Raw genomic sequence first — 20,919 nt, 5'->3', positions numbered from 1 at the left:
ATTGTTTTTTTCAAGGAGATATCTTTTTTGCCGCGAAAAATCAAGAAGGGATAGTACCGGGACACGTTAATTAAAAAAATTCTTGCTATTCATTTTTGATTGCATGATACTTTATTCGCTGTAATTCTTCTGTTTATTCCCCGGCAGCAACCGATAGCACAGATCAGGAGGAGGGTGGATGTCGTCCGACAAACCATTGCGGGACAGCCCCATTGATTTTGCAAACGTGGGCATCGATATGGAAGATGTGTTTGACACCGCTGAAGGGCTTGCTTTAGAAAAAGAGACGACCGGCGAAAAACCCGCCGGCGACAGCCGCTTCATCATTTCCCCCAAACCGCCCCAGGAGAGGCGAAATTGGAAACGGTTTGCCATCGAGGGCGCGGTCGTCATGATCGGGAAAGCGCCGCTGCTTTCTTTTTTAAGGCCGACTTATATCATGCTGGGACCGGTGAAAGATATCGGCATGAAGGGGCTGGCCGTCCATTATGTGGAAAAAAACGGCGAATCCATTTATAGAAAAGCGCCGTTTTTATCAATCATGCTGCCGGGCGAACGGATTGTTGTGGACAAGGTCCCCTTTAAAGTGGTCAATACCTTCAAGGTGGCCGATCTTCCGGGCGACAAGGAAGTCTGGAGCCTGTGCGTTCAGTTTGAAAAACTGCTGCCCCAGCAGCGGGTTCAGCTTGAGGCTTTCATCGATGAGTTTGGAGCCGAAATGAAAAGCCCCTGGTCAAAAAAAGAAAAATAGGCTGATTTTTCAAAAACGATTTTGCTCCGGCCGATGTTCCCGGCAGGGGCATCGCCCTTAATAAAAGAATATATACCCCAGCAAAATTGCTGCCGTAATCCCGACACAGTCCGCTATTAATCCACAGGTCAGGGCATAACGGGTGTTTTTGATCCCGACGGAACCGAAATATACGGCCAGGATGTAAAACGTCGTGTCCGTGGAGCCCTGCACGACGGAGGCCACGCGTCCGACAAAGGAGTCGGCCCCGCGCGCGGTCATCACATCCACCATCAGTCCGCGCGAGCCGCTGCCGCTCAAGGGTTTCATCAGGGCGGTGGGCAGGGCCTCGGCAAAATCCGTGTTCAGGCGCATCAGGTTCAGCAGCCGGCAGATCCCGTCCACCAGAAAATCCATGGCGCCCGAGGCGCGAAACACGCCGATGGCCACCAGGATGGCGATCAGGTAGGGAATGATTTTTACGGCTGTCGTAAATCCGTCCCGGGCGCCGTCGATAAAGGCCTCATACACATTGACCCGGCGCCAGGCCGCCAGCGTCAAAAAAGCGATAATGATCCCGAACAGAATCAAATTCCCGGCGACCGAACTGTAGAGCTGGATCTTTTCCTGGGGCAGGGTGGTCAGGTAGACGACCGGCAGGACGATCAGGGCCGTGGCGCCGCCGACATACGCCAGAATGACCCGGTCAAACAGGTTGATGCGCTGATACAGGGCGACGCTGATCAGGCCGGCCAGAGTGGAAAAGAACGTCGCGATGAGGATGGGGATAAACACGTCGGTGGGGTTGACGGCTCCCAGTTGGGCCCGGTAAACCATGACGCTGATGGGGATCAGGGTCAGCCCGCTGGTGTTGAGCACCAGGAACATGATCATGGCGTTGGTGGCCGTCTCCTTGTCCGGGTTGTCTTCCTGCATTTCCTTCATGGCTTTCAGGCCGACGGGGGTGGCGGCATTGTCCAGTCCCAGCATGTTGGCGGCCACGTTCATCATGATGGAGCCCGCGGCCGGATGGTCTTTGGGCAGCTCCGGAAAAAGCCTGCGGAAAAAAGGCCCGACCAGCCAGGACAGGATGCGAACGGCGCCGCCTTTTTCGCCGATTTTCATGATGCCCAGCCAGAGGGTAAGCACCCCCGTCAACCCTAGGGAAATTTCAAAACCGGTTTTGGACATTTCAAAGGTGGCGTTCACCAGGCGGGAAAAAATTTCATAATCCCCGGCAATGAAAAATCTGGCCAGGGCGACGATAAAGGCGACCAGAAAAAAACCCGTCCAGATGTAATTCAACGCCATGCTTATCTCCCCATGCCCGTCTTGTCCGCCAGATAAAACACCACCCAGGCGCCGCACAGGTCGCAGTCGGCGTCATTGCCGTAGCAGCAGAATGGCCGGATGAAATGATCACCCTCCAGGTACAGGGGCAGAACAAACTGTTTGGCCGGGCATTTGTCGGTGATCGATTTGGCGTTTGGTGACAGGGTCAATTCCAGGGATCGCCGGGAGTTCCAGATAAAGTCCGGATATTTCTCTTTCAGCCGCAGGGCCTCGTTAACGGCTTTGTCCCGCCGTTCCAGAGAGCCCCAAGTGAACTCGGAATGGTCGACCTTGTTGGGAACGTAAAAGGAAAAGGTCATGCCTTCCAGCCGGGTCGGCAGGAGCAGGTTGACCAGGTCCTCCAGGTGGTCCTCGTTGGCCTTTGTCGCCACACACTGGCACATGATGGTCGATCCGAAATTATCCGGAACCCGGGAGAGGGTCTCCATGACCCGGGCAAAGGTGCCGTTGCCGCGGATGGCGTCATTGATCTCCGGAGGACCGTCAATGGAAATGACATAGATACAGCCGGGCAGGTCGATCAGATCGATGGTGCCGTTGGTGGTGATGTGGTTTTTGTGAAACAGTTTAACACCCTCGCGCAGCACATCGGGCCTCAGCAGGGGCTCGCCGCCCATCCAGAGCATGGTATGAATGTAGTGCTTCTGCTGCAAGTCCGCCAGGGTCGCCAGCATGGTCGGCGTATCCATTTCGTCTTTTTTCTCAACCGGATTGCCTTCCCGGAAGACAAAACAGTGGCGGCACCGCAGGGTGCACTTGTTGGTGATATTGACCATGGCCGCCGGATAGAAGGGTGAGGGCTGGTCCTGCTGGATCGTTTCCATTATCAATCCTAACAATCAATAGTGTCATCTGACTGACATGATATCAGGCGGCTTTGCAGAAAGCTCAAGATCAAGGCGCGCCAATCCCGAGGAATGAGGCGTACTTTTGGTACGCCGCAGTGACGAGGGATGCAGCGCAACGTGATATTGGGCTTTATCCGAAGCCGGCCCTATCCCTTAAAGGTGCTGCCGCCATAATCCCCAAACGGCTCATCCCGCTCCCGCACGGCCTGCCGGAAACCAGCCTCGGCCGACCGCTTCTGGAAATCGTATCCTTCCTTCGTATGCCGGGCGATGCCGTCAAAGACCGTGCCCAGGATCTGGGTCGGCCCCAGCCCGGCCGCCGTCACCGTCTGGTTGATCAGCAGCTTCATCATTATCAGTTGATTGACCGGCATGCGGGCAATGCGTCCCAGCAGAATCTCGAAGCGCTCGTCCAGTTTGTCCGCGGGCGCGGATTCGATGGCCAGTCCCCACTCCTTCGCTTCCCGTCCGCTGAAGCAGTCACCGGTGAACAGCAGTCGCTTGGCTTTTTCAATGCCGACGCGGAAGGCCCAGATGCTGGTGGTGGGTGAGCCCCAGACCCGGGCCGGCGGATAGCCGATCTTGGCGTTGTCTTCGATGACCAGAAGATCCGAGCACAGGGCCATATCCGTGCCGCCGGCTACGCAGAACCCGTGGACCTTGCAGACCACCGGCTTGTTGGCGTTAAACAGGCTCATGAACCCCCGGACATTCCGGCTCATCATCTGGTAGTCCACCATGGGGTCCCAGGGCTGAGCCGGAATGTGGTTGGTAAACAGGGTCAGGGGGTCCAGGGCCGAGCCTTTGGGCGCGTCCCACTGCAGCACATCCGTCTGCTTTTCGTCAACAGTTCCTTCGGCAAAGGCCAGCAGGTCATATCCGCCGCAGAACCCCTTGCCTCTTCCGGACAGGGCCATGACATGAACGGCCGGATCCAGATCCGCCTGCTCCACGCACCAGGCCAGTTCCCGGGGCGTCTCCATGGTGATGGCGTTGCCCCGGTCCGGCCGGTTGAAGGTGATCCGGGCGATCTTATCCGTTACCTCATAGGTCATGGTTTTTAACGTTTTCATGCGTTCTCTTTATCAATCCTTCCGGTACATGCCCACCACGCAGCAGCCGCCCAGGCCGATGTTGTGCTGCAGGGCCACTTTGGCGCCTTCCACCTGACGGACGCCGCATTCACCGCGGAGCTGCCAGGTCAGTTCGGCGCACTGGGCCAGCCCGGTGGCGCCCAGGGGATGACCCTTGGAGAGCAGGCCGCCGGAAGGGTTGGTGACATATTTGCCGCCGTAGGTGTTGTCGCCGTCATTGATGAATTTTTCAGCCGTGCCTTCCGGTGTCAGGCCCAGTCCTTCATAGGTGATCAATTCATTGGCCGTGAAGCAGTCGTGCAGTTCCACCACGTCCACGTCCTCGGGCCCCAGGCCGGACTGCTCGTAAACGTCATTGGCGGCCGCCCTGGTCATCTCGTAGCCGCAGATGCGCATGGGGCTGGCGCCTTCAAATGAACTGGCAAAGTCCGAATTCAGGGACTGGGCGGCGATATAGACCGGGTTGCTGATATTGTGCTTTTTGGCGAACTCGTCGGAGCACAGGATGGCGGCGGCCGATCCGCAGGTGGGCGGGCAGCACTGGAAGCGGGTCAGGGGGCCGTAGATATGGGGCGAGGCCATGACTTCCTCCAGGGAAAGCAGATCCCGGAACACGGCCCGCTCATTGTGCTGGGCATGCTTTCTGGCTTTGACGGAAATTTTGCCGAAGACCTCGTCCTTGATGCCGTATTTCTTCTGGTATTCCACGCCGGCCCCGCCGAAGAGCATGGCGGCGGGTGGCGCGCCGGGTTTGGGCTCCAGGAACTGGAACAGCTTGATGAAGAACTGCTGCATGGGAATGGGACGGTCGTTGAAGACAACGCCCAGGGCGCCCGGGGTCATCTGTTCAAAACCCAGGGCCAGGACGCATTCGGCGACCCCCGTGGCCACGGCCTGGCGCGCCAGAAACAGGGCGTTGGAGCCGGTGGAGCAGTTGTTGTTCAGGTTGAACACCGGGATGCCGGTCATGCCGATTTCGTAAAGCGCCATCTGGCCGGCGCAGCTGTCGGCATAGACCCAGCCGGTATAAGCCTGCTGGATTTCCTTGTAGTCCACGCCCGCGTCTTTTAAGGCGTCCTTTACGGCCTGTCGGGCCATGTCGGTATAGGGAATTTTCTGCTTGGGGGTGGTGAACGGGGTCATGCCCACGCCAATGACATTTACTTTTCTCACTGTTTTTCTCCTTTTAGCGTTTAGGGTTTTTGCTGCTGTTCCAGTCGATATCTATCCGTCAGGCAGGCGCTGCACGCCTGGCGTCGATATTTTCCAGCAGAGCTTCCAGCCGGACATAGACGTTTTCCTGACTGAACTTGCGGACATCGGCGTGATCCACGTCGATCATGACTGCCGGGATGCCCAGCTTTTCCTTGATATACCGTTCCTCATCCATCTGCATGACCGAGAACACTTTGCAACTGCGGTTGCTGGCAAAAACCACGCCGTCGATGCCCAGCCTGTCGATCAGGGGGTTCAGGGCGGCCAGTCGCAGGTCCATGCCCATGGGGCAGACCGAATGGTTCTGGACCCGGGCCATGTACCACAGGGGGTCGGCTTCCCGGTCGAAGGGCATCAGGTCAAAGCTGCCCTCCACGGCGCCGATGCACGAGGTGTAAGGCGCGGCCACGATGTTGGCGCCCATGTCCGCCAGCCGGGTGGACATCTTCCGCAGCTGGTGCCAGGGGGCGATGTTGTCCCACAGCAGCCGGTATTTTTCCCCGGGCACCGGAAAGATTCCCCGGCGGACGTTGTCTTCGGTCTCGTCGGCCAGCAGCCGGTAGTGATCGGCCAGTTCCTTTGTCCCGCGGACAACCAGGAACGGCGCCATCTGGACAAAGGAGTCGAAGACCGTGATGCCCGAGGGCCGGTGTTCGGCGCAGGCCATAAACCGTTTCCAGTCCGTCACCGCCGAAGCGGTATACATGGCGGCCTCAAAAAACCTGTCCTCATTGAATTTCTGGCCGGAGAGTTTCTCCACCATTTGAATCAGGTCCCGGAACTGGTTCAGGATATAGTGCAGGTCTTTTTCCTGTTGCGGACCATAGCAGAACGGCACGTCCAGGATAAAGTGGGGGATATTCAGGTCGCGGTGATGGACGTCAAACCACTTGACCAGCAGGGAGCAGTTGTTGGTGTTGGAGACCAGCAGGTGGGGTCGGGGCAGGCCCATGGTGGGCGAGGTTTTGCCGCCGTCGGCCATGCTGCCGATATCGATGCGGGCGTAGGAGCACAGGTCCATGGAGTAGCCCAGGGCTTCGGCCTTCAGGCAGAGGTCCGCGCCGACGCCCTTGGCGGCGCAAAGGGCGGCGTGACTTTCCGGCAGGCAGAAGACCACGTTTTCGAACCCCCGGAAAATTTCCGCCGGAACGATGATGGCCCCCCAGACCACGAAGGCCCCTCCGGCCGCCCGGGTGTGGATGTCCATGTAGGCGTTGACCAGGAGTCGGGTCAGGCTTTTGCCGGTTTGGGTTTTTTCGTCGATTTCCATGGCGGATGCGTCTCGCTATCTTTCGATTAATTCCCTGAATGCTTCCAGCCGTGTCCGGATGGTTTCCGCTCCGGTGCTGTCATCCAGGGATATTTCCAGGGCCAGGGCCGGAATACTCTGTTCCCGGAGCCGTTTTTCAAGGTAAGGAAATTCAAAATATTCATACTCGCAGAACTTTTCGCCGATGAACAGGAATCCCCGGGCGCCGGTTTGTTTCGCCAGATCCAAAATTTCCGCCATCCGTCGGTTGGCTGAATACAGCAGGGTGGGACAGGGAAAGTGGTCCCGGTAGAAACGGACGTAGTAGCCCGTGGCGTCGTCCCATGACTCAGGCGTCCGGGCGTAGGCGCGGTGCAAGAAGGCGATGTCGTTGCCGGCCACGCGCAGGCCGGCCTGATCCATCATTTCGCAGACGGCTGTCGGCGGCGGCATAATGCCGCTGACGATCACTCCGGCGGGATTCCCGCCGGGTGTCGGGCGGGCTTTAACTTCCTCCAGGATCGACTCCAGCAGGACAATCTGCTCATTGACTTCCATGAAATTGGCGGCGGTCAGCAGGCGGCAGAAATCGGCAAAGGGCATCCGGCCGGCAGCTACGGCCGCCTCCAGCTGTCGGCACAGTTCCCGCATCCGGTCATACAGGGCCACACTGTCGGCGAACCGCTCCTCTGAAAAGCCTACCCCATAGTGCTTTTCCAGGGCATAGATAAGGTCTTCAATTTCGTTCTGAAGATAAGCGGACGCGTCCGCCTGGTCCGGGGAGGTCATGGGCACATGAAGCCGGAACTGGGGGTGCAGCAGACCGCCGTATTCCACCAGGCCTTCCCGCAGAATTTCCGGGAGATTGCGCAGGGTGTCGCAGGCATTATAAAAAAACAGTCCGTCCAGGAGCTCTTCCCATTCGCTGACGACAAACTGGGTAAGACGGCGGGCCAGGGCGCAGGTATAGCTTTGCAGATGGCGGTCGGCGTCGTTTACATGGGGCACCACATCGGCCAGCCCCCACAGGACGATAGGGGTCAGCCCCATGCTGTGGAACAGCTCCAGGGGCGGGTAGAGCGGCAGGCAGCCGATAACGGGCCGGGGCCCGTTTTTCAGTCGGGTCAGGGCTTGCAGGGGTGTTTCCATTTCAATTCTCCGCCTCGTCCAGGGCCAGATCCTGATAGGCGTGAAAGAGCCGGCCGCAGAAATCATCCCACCGCGCGCAGGCGCGGATCGTCTGTTCATTCATATCGAAGAAATGGGGTGTTTCCATGATATCTTCCATTTCCCGGGTATTGTCAATGATCACGGCGGTATCCGCTCCTTTCAGCACCCGGCCGACAAACTCCGCCGGGGGGTACCACTTCCTGACTTTTTGAAAATCCAGAAAAAGCTGGGTCAGCAGGACATTCCGCGGTCCTTCCCACAGTTCATTGACCAGGCCGTCCCTGAACATGCGCGGAAAACTGGAAAAGTCTTCCATGACGCCGTGCCCGCCGAAGGCGCTGATCCCCAGGCGCGACAAGTCGACGGCATCACCGGCCACGGTGATTTTCTGGAGCAGGACCATCTGCCGGACGTCAAAACGCTGCTTGCGTATTTCCGGCGGCTCATCGCTCGTTGAACTGACCGACAATCCCCCGGAGTCCAGGCCTACGGACAGTCCGCCGGGAAGGTCGATAAAGGCCTTGTAAACTTTGAAGTTCCCGGCCGTGGTGCGCCGGACAAAACGCTCGTTTTTCAGGTACTGACCGGCCATCATGGGAAAATCCTTGAGGGCGAACCCGAAGGCCGTGCGGAACTGGCCGTATTTTTCCACCTCCCGCAGGCCCCGGGCCATGCCGCCGGCCGACCCGATGGAAAGGGCCAGGCGGGAGCAGGTCAGCACGATGCCGACCACGTTGGCCACGCCCCGGTTGAGCGGCCCGATCGGGTAGGCCGTGGCGCCGTGGAAGGTGATCTCCGCCGTGGGCAGTTCCACCGTGCCCATTTTCCATTTTAAGCGGTCGATGGTGTAGCTGTTACGGATTTCCTTTTCTTTGTTGCCGGGAAGCCACATGGGAATCACGAACAGCGCCACGGTTTCCGATCCTTTTGGCTTGGCCGTGACCACGGAATAATCGGCATGGGCCGCCGAGCAGAAAAATTTGGTGCCGTATAGCCGCCACTGACCGTTTTCTTCCACCGCCTCCAGCAGGTTGGCGGGCACGTCGGAGCCGCCCTGGATTTCGGATACAAACTGGGCGCCGATGGCGAAATCTCCGTTGATGCCGTCCCGGACGTGTTTCAGGATGTGAAGGGTTTCCGGGGTGTCGGCGTATTTTGTCAGCAGGTCCACCAGGCCCCAGGTGCAGATCAGCGGGCAGACCAGGCCGGCTTCGGAGTTCTGGCTGAGCAGGTAGAGCTTGATAAACCGGGTCCAGGGCGATGTTTTATCCGCGAACCAGGCCTCGGCAAAGACTTCCTTTTCCATAACTTCGATTTCATAAGGCCGGACGATCCGGTCGATGCGGTTCTTGTGGCCGTCATAATGCGTCATGTAAGGGCGGTTGTCCGGGGTGGCGATGCGTTCGGCCAGATCCCGCCAGCGGAAGGAGGCTTTCTTTGAAAAGGCCCGTGCCTCGGCATCCACCTGTTCCGCTTCCGGGCCGGCGTAAATTCCGACCAGTTTCTGCGCGAACGGATCTTCCCGGTAATAGTCGACATTTTTCCGCCATTCCAGATAGGGATTGAACGTATAGGGGTTATTCCTGTCGGGAAAAGACATGGGGCCTCCTTTTTTGATGGCGGACCGAGCAAAGCCGTTCCGGCTTTAAAATCCACAACCGGTAAAAAATATACCGGCCCGGTGGGGATTTGTCAATAGGGAAAATCCACAACCGGTAAAAAAAGGTTGCCCCCGACGCCGGATTAATGGTAGACCGTTTCCATAAACCCTTGAACCCTTGAATCCTCGACTCCTTGAACGCTTGTAAAGAGTAAGGCAGCGTCAGTGCCGACGAACGAAAAAATTTCCAAGAGCGATCAGACCCGGCAGCGCATCCTGCGAGCGGCCCGCGAGGTATTTACCCGCAACTCGTTTCAGACGGCCGCGCTTCGAACGGTAGCGGAAAAGGCCGGCGTTAAGCACCCCCTGGTCGTCCATTATTTCAAGTCAAAATCCGGCCTGTTCGAGGCGGTGGCCGCTCAGATTCAGGATGAGATCCTGGAAAGCCATCCCGGATTTTTCAACTATCTGCAAACCCTGGAGCCGGATAACCGCGGCGGCGTTTATCTTGACGGTATTATCCGGCAGGGGTTGCGTCAGCCGGACGCCTACCGGATGATTCTGCTCAACGCGGTGGAGGTAGTCGCCCGCCGTAAACCCCTGCCGGGACTGGATCGCATGGTCGGCATTCACCAGAAAATTCTTTCCCTGCTCAGTGATTATGTCATTCCCGATGCCCCGGCGGATCTGGCCGGGATGTTCATGATCGTTTTTACCATGGCCGTGGTTCATTTTGCCGGGGGCCGGGCCTTTCATCAGAAGGTGCTGGGTTTGAAATCCGACGAAAAATACGAAGCCTGGGTAGGAGAGACGGTCCGGCAGCTGTTCCAGCCGGTCCTGGCGGCTCTGCCCGGGGGGCGGACCCCCTTTCTGGCCCGGCACATGTCGCGCTGGCGGGAAGAGCCGCCGCAGGCGTCACAGCGGCCGCCGGCCGAAACGGAGGCGCCCCTGCGCCGGGGCGAGATCACCCGGCAGCGGATCATCGACGCGGCCCGCCGGGTTTTTGCCGCCTATCCGTATGACCGGGCCACTATCCGCATGATCGGTCAGGTCGGCAATTTCGACTTTTCCCGCATCCACCACATGTTCCCGACAAAAGCCGCGCTTTTTGAAGCCGTGCTCCAGGAAAACTTTCGGGAGTTTGTCGACACCATTGCCAGCTGGCAGGAAGGGGCGGCCGGCCTGCCGCCGGATGAAGTCTTTGTCCATTATCTTCAGAAGGGGCTGACCTATTGCTTTGAAATCCGGGAGACCGTCAGCCTGCTGGTCATCAACATCGCCCATTACGAAAATTACCGGGACGTGTCGGGCTTTCCCTTCATGGCGAAGGTTCACTCCAACATGCTGGAGATGGTGCGCCAAAGCGCGCCGCCCCAGGTCCCTTTTGAAAAGGTGAGCCGCTGGCTCTACACCATTATCATGATGGGCTATACCTTTGCCGGCGCCCCCAGTTATCCCGCCCGGATGATGAAACTCAAACCCGACACCGCCGCCTACCGGCAGTGGGTCTTTGAAACCCTTTGTTTTGTTTTCATGCCGTCGCTGGTGAATAACGTTAAAGGGCAGTAGCTCCCGAATGAAAAGCGTTCTGGTTGACGATATCTTCCATCTGCTGCAGGTTTTCGGTGATTTTCAGATCGGCCTGGCCATGCGGACCGCCGGCCCCCTGGACCGGGAACGGCTCCGGAAAGCCCTGTCCGCCCTGTCCGGCGCTTTACCGGTCCTGACCATGGCGTTTGTTCCGGGCCGGCGGCGCGGTCGCTGGAAACCGCATGCTGCCGGTGATGAACTGGTTGCGGTTGAACTTCTCCGTGACGGCGCCGCTCAGGTTCAGGACTTTTTTACCCGGCCCGTCAATCCCTGCACCGGCCCTCAGATCAAAGGCCTGCTTCTTGAAGGGGACGTGAATTATCTATGCCTGAATGTATCGCATTTCGTGGCGGACGCGGCCGGCGTCAGGGAACTGGCTTATCTGCTGTGCCGGGCATACCGGTCCCCGGACGCAATAAAGCCGGAGCATCACGACCGCGGGCTGGATATTCTGCTCCATCAGTTTCCGGGGCGGAAGAAGCTGGGTATTCTGCGGCGGACCATTGAGGATATTGGCAGCCAGCTGCCGTTTCCGCCGGCCGTCACCCTGCCGGGCAAACGATCGAACCGGTTTGACCGCCGGTATGTCATCCGGCAGATAGGGCCGGATAGCACGGCGCGACTGACGGCCCTGGCCGCCGCGTATCAGGCCACGGTCAACGACGTGCTTATGGCGGCCTTCATCCGTTCCCTGGCGATATTCGTGCCGCCGGGGAGGCGGCCGGCCTTCCGGCTGGTGGTGACGGCGGACCTGCGACGCCACCTTCCGCCGGGGCTACAGGCCGGCCAGGTCCGCAACCTGTCCGGATGGGTATTTGCCGACCTGGGCCGCGATACGGGGGAAAATCTGGAAGCGACCTGCCGACGGGTTTCCGCGCGGATGGACCGGAACAAGGCCAGCTGCCTGGGGATGGGGATGATCCCCCTGGTCTGGCTGGCCGGCCGCGGGCTGCCGCAGGCCGCGGCCAGGGCCTGCCTGGAGAAGCTCGCGCCGAAGGTGTTACAGGGACTGGCCGTGCCTCCTTCGTTCACGAACATGGGGCGGCTCGACCCGCAGGCGCTCATGTTTGACGGCCGGCCCGTGGAAGAGGCTTACCTGCTGCCGCCGGTAGTCCACGCCCCGATTCTGGGGGTGGGCGTCAGCCGTTACCGGGATACGATGACCTTGAGCTCCGGTTTCAACGTGCCGGGGTTTTCCGCGGACGACGTGACCGCCCTTCTGGACGGGATCGCGGCGGAAATTCATGCCGCCTGAACCGGCGTTGTCCATACAGGATTATCGTACCAGCCCCTGGGAGGCAGGAGCACCCTTCAGGTTTTCTGGTCCACTGGTTCTTCTGACCGGAGGCGGCCTTCGGCAGGGGCACGGCGCGCCATGCCCCTGCCGGCCTTTGGGAAATGTTCAGGTTAAGCTTAGTCGGAAATGACGCTCACAAAACAGCTGCCGCCGCCGTGGTGGCCGCCTTTGCCGTCCGTTGTGTCATCCCCGTCTCCGCCGTCCGTGTCGCCGCCGGACACCGCCGGTCCCACGGGATCCTCGATATAGCCGTTGACCGTGCCGTCCGCGTCGCCGGCGCCGCCGTCACGCAGGACAATGGTCAAAGACAGCCGGTCCTCGCTGACGGTTACTGAAGAGGAGAAATCATACCAGCCGTTGACGGCATCATACTTGTACCAGGCCGCGTCCTCGGGAATGGGCGAGGAACAGTAGATTTTCAACTCGAGGGTCCCGCCGGGCTGGCTGACGCGAATCCGGAATTTAACCATTCCCAGAGGGAAGGACACATCCGGGCGGCCGTTATCATCAGTTATGGTAGCGGCGTCGATCCATTCCAGGTATTCCGGGATTTCCTCTTCCGGCGGAATAAATCCGAAATAGAGGCCGGCGATTCCGGTAGCGATGTCCATGATATCCGTCTGGTCCCGGTCCGGGATGCCGTTGGCGTCCAGGTCCAGGTCAGCGGGCCAGGTTTCACGGTCCCGGCAGTCGGCCACGTCGTTACCGTCCCAGTCGGTGTCGGCCGTGCCGCAGCCGCACACCCCGGCCGCTGTTTTGTCCGGATCGTCCGGGCAGCCGTCATTGCAGTCTGCGGCGGCGTCACCGTCGCCGTCGGCGTCAGCCGTGCCGCAGCCGCAGGCGCCGGCCGTTGTCTTGTTCGGGTCATTCGGGCAGGCGTCATTGCAGTCCGGGGTGCCGTCACTATCGCTGTCCGTGTCCGCCGTGCCGCAGCCGCATACCCCCGGATCGGTTTTGGCCGCGTCCGCCGGGCACCCGTCAAGAGTATCATCAACGCCGTCTCCGTCCGTGTCCGGAGGATTCGGCACGGTTCCCGTGCCCTGCACGGTAAAGGTGTACGGGTCTTCATCCGGGTCATCATTGGCAATGGAGATGGTGGCGGACCTTAATCCCCCGGCCAGGGGCGTAAACGCGATGGTGAAGGTAGTTCCGGCCGGTTGCGGGAGGACGAAATTGGCAACATTTCCAGCGCCGGAAGGGATCACCGGCGAGACCGTGGCGGTTTCATCGACGATGAAGTCACCCGGATTGGCGCCGCCTTTTACTATTTTGGGGTCGCCGGTCAGGTTCAGCACGTCGGCGCCGTTGTTTTCAATGGTAAAGACGGTCGGTCCGGCGGTGCCGCTCACGAGCACAAAACCGAAATCATAGGTTCCGCCGGAAGCCAATGCTCTTTCGCCAACCAGCAGATCCATTTCCGGTCCGCTTACGATGGTGACCTGGTAGTCTTCCACCTCGCCGTCCGGGGCCAGACCGGTATAGGTGATCCCGCCGCCGGTGGTGGCCCGGAAGCGGGCAAAGGTGGTGCCGTTGACGGCCGCGGCCGGGATGGCGAAATTCAAATTATTGACGCCTGGCGCCAATACCTGACCGGAAAATATCTGTTCGCCGGCATCGGCCCAGTCCCCGTCGGCGTTAAAATCGATCCAGGCCGACAGGAAGCAGGCCCCGCTGACCGTTACGTTCACATTGCCGGTGCCGCCGGCTGCCAGGGTGTTGTTAAACACCACCCCGTCATCATTGGTGTCCCCGTCGGCGGCTGCCGTGGGCTGACCATCCAAGTCCGCGTCCACGCCGGCGCCCAGGAAAATCGGATCGGCGATTACGGCCGCGTTAACAGGCGCGAGAATATGACGGGCGCCGTCGCTGGCCAGCAGGGTCGGATAGGTCGGATCCGGCGCGTCCCCGAAATCAAGATCGACCGGAACAACAATCGCAAAGGCCTGGCCGCAGCCGGACGGGAAATCCGTGCCCGGCGCAATAATCATGGACAGGAAAACAAGAAGAACTAATAACGGTTTGGCGAAAATGGTTTTCATCTTCATCGGACACCTCAATTATTATTGATTGTTGCAAATGGTTTCACAAATTATGAAATTCTTAAAAACATATCACCCTTTGAAGAGGCCAACAAGCCGGAAAAGCAATCCGGAGGCATAAGTCCGAAACGACAGGCTAAGCTTGCCCGGGTCAGGCCATCAGCGCCAGGCTGCTGCCGCAACCGATCCGGCTGGCGCCGGCCCGGATCATGGCCAGGGCCGTTTCAAAATCCCGGATACCGCCGCTGGCTTTGACGCCCATGTCCGGCCCCACCGTTTTCCGCATCAGGGCGATGTCCGCCACGGTGGCGCCGCCGGCCGCAAAACCGGTGCTGGTTTTGACAAAATCCGCGCCCGTTTTTCCGGCAGCCAGGCAGGCCAGCCGTTTTTCTTCATCGTCCAGCAGAGCGGTTTCAATAATGACCTTGAGGACAACCGGCGCCGGGGCGGCTGCCCGGACCGCCGCGATATCCCGGGTGACCGCGTCCGTGTCACCGGATTTCAGGGCGCCGATGTTGATGACCATGTCCAGCTCCGACGCGCCGTCAAGAACCGCCTGACGGGCTTCGGCGGCTTTGGCTTCCGTGGCCATGGCCCCCAGGGGAAAACCGATGACCGAACAGACCCTGACCGGCGAGCCGGCCAGGCGCTTCGCCACCCGGGACACCCAGACGGAATTGACGCAGACCGCCGCAAACCCGCAGCTCAGGGCCTCGTCGCAGACGCGGTCAATGTCCGCCGGCCCGGCCTCGGGTTTGAGAATGGTGTGATCGATGTAAGCGGCCATCTCCTCCCGGGCCATTTCCGCGGGTGTCTCCGTCCGCGCGGGTTCGGCATAACCGGCGTTGATTTTCAGGTCATCGGGCAGATCGGCCGCGTCCGGGAAACTGGTCTGCGTGCCGGGCGCCTGGACGCTGATGGCGGCCAGGCGGTTGGCCTTTTCCATGGCCTTTTCCACCGGATCGCCACAAGCCAGATAAACGGCCAGGCCGCCCATGAAGCAGTCGCCGGCGCCGGTGGTGTCCACGGCTTTGACCGGGTCTACCGGCACATGACAAACGGTTTCCCGGCTCACGTAAAGGCTGCCCCTTTGTCCCAGGGTCAGGATAACGCCGCCGGCGCCGTATGAAATGAGCAGGCGGGCCGCTTTTTCCGCTTCTTCCAGTGAGTGGGCCGCCAGGCCGGTCAGAATTTCGGTTTCGCTTTCGTTGGGGCAGACCAGATCGCTTAAGGCGAACAGTTCCCGGGGCACGGTTTTCAATGCCGGCGCGGGATTGTAGATGGTGGTCACGCCCTCCTGCCGGGCGATGGCCATGGCCACCCGGTTGATTTCAAGGGGAATCTCGTTCTGGCAGATGAGGATATCGGCGGCGGCGATGGCCGGCCGGGCCGCCTCCACCTCTTCGGCGGTCAGCTCGTTGTTGGCGCCCAGCACAATGATGATGGAATTATGTCCCCGCGGGTCAACGGCAATGGGCGCCACGCCGGAAAAGGCCCGGTCGGTGAAATGGACATGAGTCGTGTCGATCCCGTGTCCGCGAAAATTTTTCAGGGTGTTTTCTCCGAAGATATCGTTGCCCAGCTTGGTCACCATGGTCACCTGCGCCGACAGCTTGGCGGCCATGACCGCCTGGTTGGCCCCTTTTCCGCCAAAGCCCATGGCAAAGCGTTGGCCGTGAAGGGTTTCACCGAGAACCGGCAGGCGGTCGACATAACTGATCAGATCCATGGCGCAGGAACCCACCACGCATATTTTCGGCTGCTTCATGCTTTTCTCCATTTTGGATATTAAAAAATAGTTTCGGGTTTTAAAAAAGGGATGCGCCGCATGATCCGCCACGCCCCGTGCCCCAGCCGGACAATGCTTTGCATGTGGGTCGACCGGCGGCCGGTCTCGCCGGTCAGGTCCATCGGCCAGTAAAGATGCCGGTTGATTTGGCCCGCCTGTTCCGGAATCCGGTCGACAGTGGCGGCCGGTGTTGCCAGGGCCATGGCGCCGATGATCATGGGGTCCATGTCCGGGCCGGTGGTTTGAAGTCCTTCCCGGTACAGCAGAACCGGCTTTCCGGCGGCAAATGCCAGGCCGATCTCGACCACGCCGCCTTCGTCCGGCACCCGGCCGTTGGCGTTAAACACCAGTGCCTGGCATTTTAAAATAAAATAGACGTCAACGGCAAAGGTCAGGCGATGGAAAAACCGGACCAGGGGCCGAACCAGGTTGGCCAGATAATTGTCGGTGTTCTTCATGACAAAGGCTTCCACCCCGTCCCGGTGGGGAAGATAGGCGTCCCGGCCTGAATCTTCCAAAGCCCGTGCGATAGCCGTCATGGCCCTGACCTCTCCCGGGCAGAACAGCGGGCCGGAACAATAGACAAGGTCGCGCCCCCGATCGCCCTTGCCGGGCGCCTGTTGGTTCTCCGGCTGTTCCGCCGGCGATTGAATATCGGCCCACTCGGACCCGTCGTAGACCGACAGAATCGTCCGGATGATCACGGCTTGGCCGCCGTCGGTCAACGGCAGTTGCCCGTCCAGCACTTCGGTCAGCTTCAGGCCCAGGTCCACGGCCGCGGCCACGGCCGGCGGGAGTTTGGCCGCGTTTTTATTCCAGCTCCCCTGCTCGATTTCACGCGCGATTGCCCGGATAATTTGTCCGGGACGCGTTACCGCGGAAAAGGTCCGGCTCAGGCCAATGATCATGGCGTTGTCAAAACCGTGAAAGGCGCTGCGATGATCCTGCTTGAAAAGGACAACCGGAATGCCGGTCATGGCGGCTATGGCGGTCACGATCAGGCCGCCTTCGTCCGGCACCCGGCCGTTCAGGGAAAAGAGTACGGCATCACATTCCCGGACGAGCCGGCCGACATTGAAGGCAAAGACGGCCCGGGCCAGTTTTTGCCGCCGGGTTGGATCATCGGCCAAAGGGTCTGGATAAAGGGCGTCGAGGCCGTCCCTGAAAGGAATGTAGGCGCGGTAGCCGTCGCCTTCCAGCCGGTCAGCCAGGCAAAGAAGCTGCCACCGGTCTTCAGGAAACGCGGATGGGCCCGCGCAGTAAATCATTTTCGGTTTTTCGCCGTCAGAAGGCATGGCAATTAATATGGATGTAAATTATGTTACGGCCCGAACAGAGCAGGCCCGGATACGACCACTTGAACGGATAGTAGCATTATTGCGCTGTGTTGACCAACCCTATTAAGGAGGCGTGCCCCCGGCGGCGGAAAACGTCCGAAAAGGTTGAATGCCGGCGGTATGGTGTGATATCCTCCCGATAATTTCAGAAACACAACCGCCTTTATCATCAGGCTGAAAACACCGGCTGCCGGCCCCCTTACCGGAATTTCTTCTTATATAAAGGAGAGCAGTCATGTCCGCGCGAGTCATCAGAACAATCCATTTCGTGGAGTTCAACGCCAAGATCAACACCCTCATGCATGTCCGGCTCTTTCCCAAGTACGGCACCCCGCTGCTGGCTGCCATCATGAAGGAAAAGGGCTATGACGTGAAAATATATCTCGAAGGCGTCAGCCCCATGAACTATGACAAGCTGATCGACTGCGACTGCCTCTGCCTGCCCCTTTTCATCCCCGCCTACAACAAGGTCAGGGATTTCGTCCGACGGGTCAAAAAAGACCGGCCGGACTTGCCGGTCATCATCGGCGGCCCCACCGCCATCCTCTATCCGGAACGGGTCGTCGACCTGGCCGATTACACTGTCCGCTGCGAGGGCGACGAGGTCCTGCCGGAGCTGATCGAAACCCTCCGGTCCGGCGGCGATCCCGGCCGGGTGAAGGGGATTTCTTTTGTGCGGAACGGGACCGTGATCAACACCCCGGACCGGGAGCCCCCGGCGATCCCGAAGACCATCCCGGATTACGGCCTCATTCAGGGGTTCCGGCGCGCCGCCTTCGGCACCGGCCGGCTCTACAACCTGGTCAACACCCTCCAGACCTCCCGGGGATGCAACTTCCGCTGCGCCTTCTGCCCCACGCCGCAGCTGTTCGGCTACTCCTTCCGCAACCGCGACATCGACAGCATCATCGCCGAGATCAAATACAAACAGAAGTTTAACGACTGGTTCCTGGTGGTGGACAACAGCTTTTTCGGCAACCGCCAGAAGGCCCGGGACCTGCTCAACCGGCTGATAGAAGAAAACCTGGGCGCGGAACTGACGGTCTTCGAGCGCCACGAGATCGGCTTTGACGACGAGATGCTCGACCTGATGAAACGGGCCGGGGTGCGCTGCCTGATCGTGGGCGTGGAATCCCTGGCCGACGAAAACCTGACGGCCTTCAACAAGAAGCAGACCAGCGCCCGGGCCCTGGAGGCCATCCGCAACATCAAGCGGCACGGCATTCACGTCATCGGCACCTTCGCCTTCGGGTTTGACGGCGACACAAAGGCAAAGGCCGAAGAACTGGTTGACTTCATTCATCAGAGCGGGCTGAGCCTGAACGTCTTTATCCTCCACGACATCCACATGGAAGAGGGTCGGGAACTCATCATCCCGCTGAACCGGCGGTTTATGACTTACTACCGGAACACCGACCCGGACAACACCGACTATTTAGATTATGCCACCGGCAGCTTCCTGACCTACTTCCCCAACCAGATGAAGCCCAGCACCCTGCAGAAGTGCATCGTGGATATTTACAAGCGGGTTTACACTCACCGGTATATCTTAAGCTTCCTGTTCCGGAAAAACGTCTTTGAGTCCCTCATGGGCATTGTCCACGGCTACGGTATCCGCCGCATGAACCGGAGCATCGAACGGATCTGCGAAGACCACTACTATGATTACCTGAAGCGAATCGAGGCCGGCCTGTACGATGAAAACGAGCGCCTGCTGACCGACAAACTGGACGCCCTGAAAACTCTGCCCATCCCCGAGCCCGTCAAAGAGCGGGTGGACATGTTTTCATACCAGCCGCTCATTTTTCTGGTTATCGGACCGGCCTTTTTCCGCTATGTGTTTCAGAAGATCCGCCGCCGCCTCGGCGGCCGCCCGCCTTCGCCGGCCGGCCTGCGCCCGGCCGCGGAACAATGAAGTCCGGACCGGGAAAGACAGGGCGGGGAACAAAGATGAACCACATGTTGCAGGGGCGAACCTTGAGTTCGCCCTGCAACGATAAATGCAAGTCGGAATATGAAATACGATAACGGAACGAGGAACAGGCGCCATGATCACCATTGCTGAACTGATCAACATGCCGGAGGAGGAGCGCGCCAGAATGCAGCAAGGCCTGGTGCGGGAAATGGTTATCGGCGCCTGGGCCCCGCGTGAACCCCAGATCATGAAACTGCTGCTGAACACCCTGGGGCCGAAGAAGCTGTTTTCCCGCAAAACCCTCCTGCGGATCATCGATCGCCTGGTCGGCCTTTCCATTTACACCCAGGTGGCCACTTACGAGGAAATGACGGCCTTTATCGCTTCCATCCCGGATGATTTTACCATTGTCCGCGGTCCCTGCGCCTGCCGGAAAAACACCCTGGCCGAGGCCGGCAGCGACGCCAGGGATATCGCGGCCGGCCGGCTGGATCTCTGCCGGCCGTCGCCTTTGAACCTGGACATCCAGTTCGGCGTGTGCGGCGACAAGTTCCGGGACTGTGACGGCTATGAACCTGTTTCCAAGCAGCAGTTGCTGGCCCTTGAACAGGAAACCCGGAACATGGGCCTGGTATCAAACCTCTACCTCATGATGGGCGGGGAAGGCAGCATCTGCCACTGTTCCTCCGCCACCTGTGTGCCGCTGATCGTCTATAATAATTTGAATGACAGCCGGGCCAGGGTGATCAAAAAGGGGCAGACCATTGCCGCCACCGATTTGGTGGCCTGCGATAATGCCGGGGCTTGCGCCCGGGTATGCCATTTCGGAGCCAGGACCATGGTGACGGGGAATGGGACGGCGACGTTGCGGTATGATCCGTCCCGGTGTTACGGCTGTGGATTGTGCGCCTTTGTCTGCCCGAACCGGGCCATCACCATGACGGCCCGGACCAGATAGAAAGGAGGATGGACTTGTTTCCTTTATTGAAGACGATGCGGTCGCTGACAAAGGCCAAACTGCCGGGCGTCATCCTGCTCTGCGCGTTCTGCGCGATCACCCTGGTGGTTGCTCTGGTGGTGGTGCTGACCTGGCTGGGCACCCATTTCGTGAATATCGAAACGGCCTGGCTGGCGGCACTGTTCAATGCCGGGTTCGGCATCACCATGGGGGTCGGCGGCTGGTTCATGCTGCCGGTTTTCACGGTGCTGATTTCCGGCCTTTTCCAGGAAAAGGTGATCCGGCGGGTGGAAAGCGTATATTATCCGGAGTCCAGGGCCAATGAGTCCCTTAATTTCGTGGCCGAATTGATGCATGACATCCGGTTCACCATCGTCGCCCTGGCCCTCAACGTGATCGTTCTGCCCCTGTACCTGATCGGGATCGGATTCGCGGTGTCCATCGTCCTGAACAGCTACCTGCTGGGACGGGAATTTTTCGAAAGCGTGGCCGGGTACCATATCGGCAAGGTCGAGGCCAGGCGGCTTGGAAAGAAAAACCGGCGTGGCCGTTATATCGGCGGGCTGATCATCACCGTCATCACGCTGACGCCCGTGGTCAATCTTTTCGCTCCCATCATCGGAACGGTGTGGATGACCCACCTGTACCACGGCATTGTTCCGGAAAAAAGATAAGCGAGTAAAAAGCGTGAATCCGCATTCAATCGTCACCCCGGCTCACGTTCCGCTTCGCGTC

At 59.5% G+C, this 20,919-nt stretch carries 16 protein-coding genes and 1 pseudogene; 6 read left to right on the top strand and 11 right to left on the bottom strand.

Features of this window, described 5'->3' with window-relative positions; all coding sequences use genetic code 11:
* Positions 1-178 precede the first annotated feature (178 nt).
* Positions 179-751: a hypothetical protein gene (locus AB1724_10675; protein ID MEW6078267.1), complete on the top strand. Its 573-nt coding sequence runs from the start codon at positions 179-181 to the stop codon at positions 749-751.
* 57 nt (positions 752-808) lie between these two features.
* Here the strand turns inward: AB1724_10675 and AB1724_10670 are convergent, their stop codons facing one another.
* From AB1724_10670 to AB1724_10640, 7 genes are all read right to left on the bottom strand, one after another.
* Positions 809-2,041 (bottom strand): nucleoside recognition domain-containing protein, encoded by a 1,233-nt coding sequence (locus AB1724_10670; GenBank protein ID MEW6078266.1) that lies wholly within the window; start codon positions 2,039-2,041, stop codon positions 809-811.
* A 2-nt stretch (positions 2,042-2,043) separates the two neighbouring features.
* Entirely contained in the window at positions 2,044-2,907 is an 864-nt protein-coding gene (locus tag AB1724_10665; protein MEW6078265.1) for a radical SAM protein, read from the bottom strand.
* 170 nt (positions 2,908-3,077) lie between these two features.
* Positions 3,078-4,004, bottom strand: a complete 927-nt coding sequence (locus tag AB1724_10660; GenBank protein ID MEW6078264.1) for a crotonase/enoyl-CoA hydratase family protein — start codon at positions 4,002-4,004, stop codon at positions 3,078-3,080.
* Positions 4,005-4,016: 12 nt separating this feature from the next.
* Positions 4,017-5,198: a lipid-transfer protein gene (locus AB1724_10655; GenBank protein ID MEW6078263.1), complete on the bottom strand. Its 1,182-nt coding sequence runs from the start codon at positions 5,196-5,198 to the stop codon at positions 4,017-4,019.
* Positions 5,199-5,256: 58 nt separating this feature from the next.
* Entirely contained in the window at positions 5,257-6,510 is a 1,254-nt protein-coding gene (locus AB1724_10650; protein ID MEW6078262.1) for a 2-hydroxyacyl-CoA dehydratase family protein, read from the bottom strand.
* Between the two features lie 15 nt (positions 6,511-6,525).
* Complete coding sequence (locus AB1724_10645) at positions 6,526-7,638, bottom strand: 2-hydroxyacyl-CoA dehydratase family protein (protein ID MEW6078261.1); 1,113 nt, start codon at positions 7,636-7,638, stop codon at positions 6,526-6,528.
* Position 7,639: 1 nt separating this feature from the next.
* Positions 7,640-9,259: an acyl-CoA dehydrogenase family protein gene (locus AB1724_10640; GenBank protein MEW6078260.1), complete on the bottom strand. Its 1,620-nt coding sequence runs from the start codon at positions 9,257-9,259 to the stop codon at positions 7,640-7,642.
* Between the two features lie 225 nt (positions 9,260-9,484).
* Here AB1724_10640 and AB1724_10635 point away from each other — a divergent pair, with 225 nt between their 5' ends.
* Together AB1724_10635 and AB1724_10630 are read left to right on the top strand one after the other, a co-directional pair.
* Positions 9,485-10,828 carry a TetR/AcrR family transcriptional regulator gene (locus tag AB1724_10635; protein MEW6078259.1) on the top strand — a complete coding sequence of 448 codons (1,344 nt, stop codon included), beginning with the start codon at positions 9,485-9,487 and terminating at the stop codon, positions 10,826-10,828.
* Between the two features lie 7 nt (positions 10,829-10,835).
* Positions 10,836-12,104, top strand: a complete 1,269-nt coding sequence (locus AB1724_10630; protein ID MEW6078258.1) for a hypothetical protein — start codon at positions 10,836-10,838, stop codon at positions 12,102-12,104.
* Between the two features lie 158 nt (positions 12,105-12,262).
* Here AB1724_10630 and AB1724_10625 read toward each other — a convergent pair whose 3' ends face one another.
* The 4 genes and pseudogenes from AB1724_10625 to AB1724_10610 form a co-directional block, all read right to left on the bottom strand.
* Complete coding sequence (locus tag AB1724_10625) at positions 12,263-14,191, bottom strand: choice-of-anchor U domain-containing protein (protein MEW6078257.1); 1,929 nt, start codon at positions 14,189-14,191, stop codon at positions 12,263-12,265.
* A 145-nt stretch (positions 14,192-14,336) separates the two neighbouring features.
* On the bottom strand, positions 14,337-14,987 hold the full coding sequence (gene deoC / locus AB1724_10620; protein MEW6078256.1) for a deoxyribose-phosphate aldolase: 651 nt from the start codon (positions 14,985-14,987) through the stop codon (positions 14,337-14,339).
* 75 nt (positions 14,988-15,062) lie between these two features.
* Positions 15,063-15,953 (bottom strand): annotated as a pseudogene (rbsK, locus tag AB1724_10615) (ribokinase).
* Between the two features lie 20 nt (positions 15,954-15,973).
* A complete protein-coding gene (locus tag AB1724_10610; protein ID MEW6078255.1) occupies positions 15,974-17,242 on the bottom strand; it encodes a nucleoside 2-deoxyribosyltransferase in 1,269 nt (422 codons plus the stop codon).
* A 304-nt stretch (positions 17,243-17,546) separates the two neighbouring features.
* Between AB1724_10610 and AB1724_10605 the strand changes: the two genes are divergently transcribed.
* From AB1724_10605 to AB1724_10595, 3 genes are all read left to right on the top strand, one after another.
* Complete coding sequence (locus tag AB1724_10605) at positions 17,547-19,226, top strand: radical SAM protein (GenBank protein MEW6078254.1); 1,680 nt, start codon at positions 17,547-17,549, stop codon at positions 19,224-19,226.
* A gap of 133 nt (positions 19,227-19,359) precedes the next feature.
* Positions 19,360-20,184, top strand: a complete 825-nt coding sequence (locus tag AB1724_10600) for a 4Fe-4S dicluster domain-containing protein (GenBank protein ID MEW6078253.1) — start codon at positions 19,360-19,362, stop codon at positions 20,182-20,184.
* Positions 20,185-20,198: 14 nt separating this feature from the next.
* Positions 20,199-20,858 carry an EI24 domain-containing protein gene (locus AB1724_10595; protein ID MEW6078252.1) on the top strand — a complete coding sequence of 220 codons (660 nt, stop codon included), beginning with the start codon at positions 20,199-20,201 and terminating at the stop codon, positions 20,856-20,858.
* Positions 20,859-20,919 lie beyond the last annotated feature (61 nt).

This window comes from Thermodesulfobacteriota bacterium (assembly GCA_040753795.1).
Taxonomy (GTDB): Bacteria; Desulfobacterota; Desulfobacteria; order Desulfobacterales; family Desulfosudaceae; genus JBFMDX01.
This window is presented reverse-complemented; position numbering and strand designations above follow the sequence as displayed.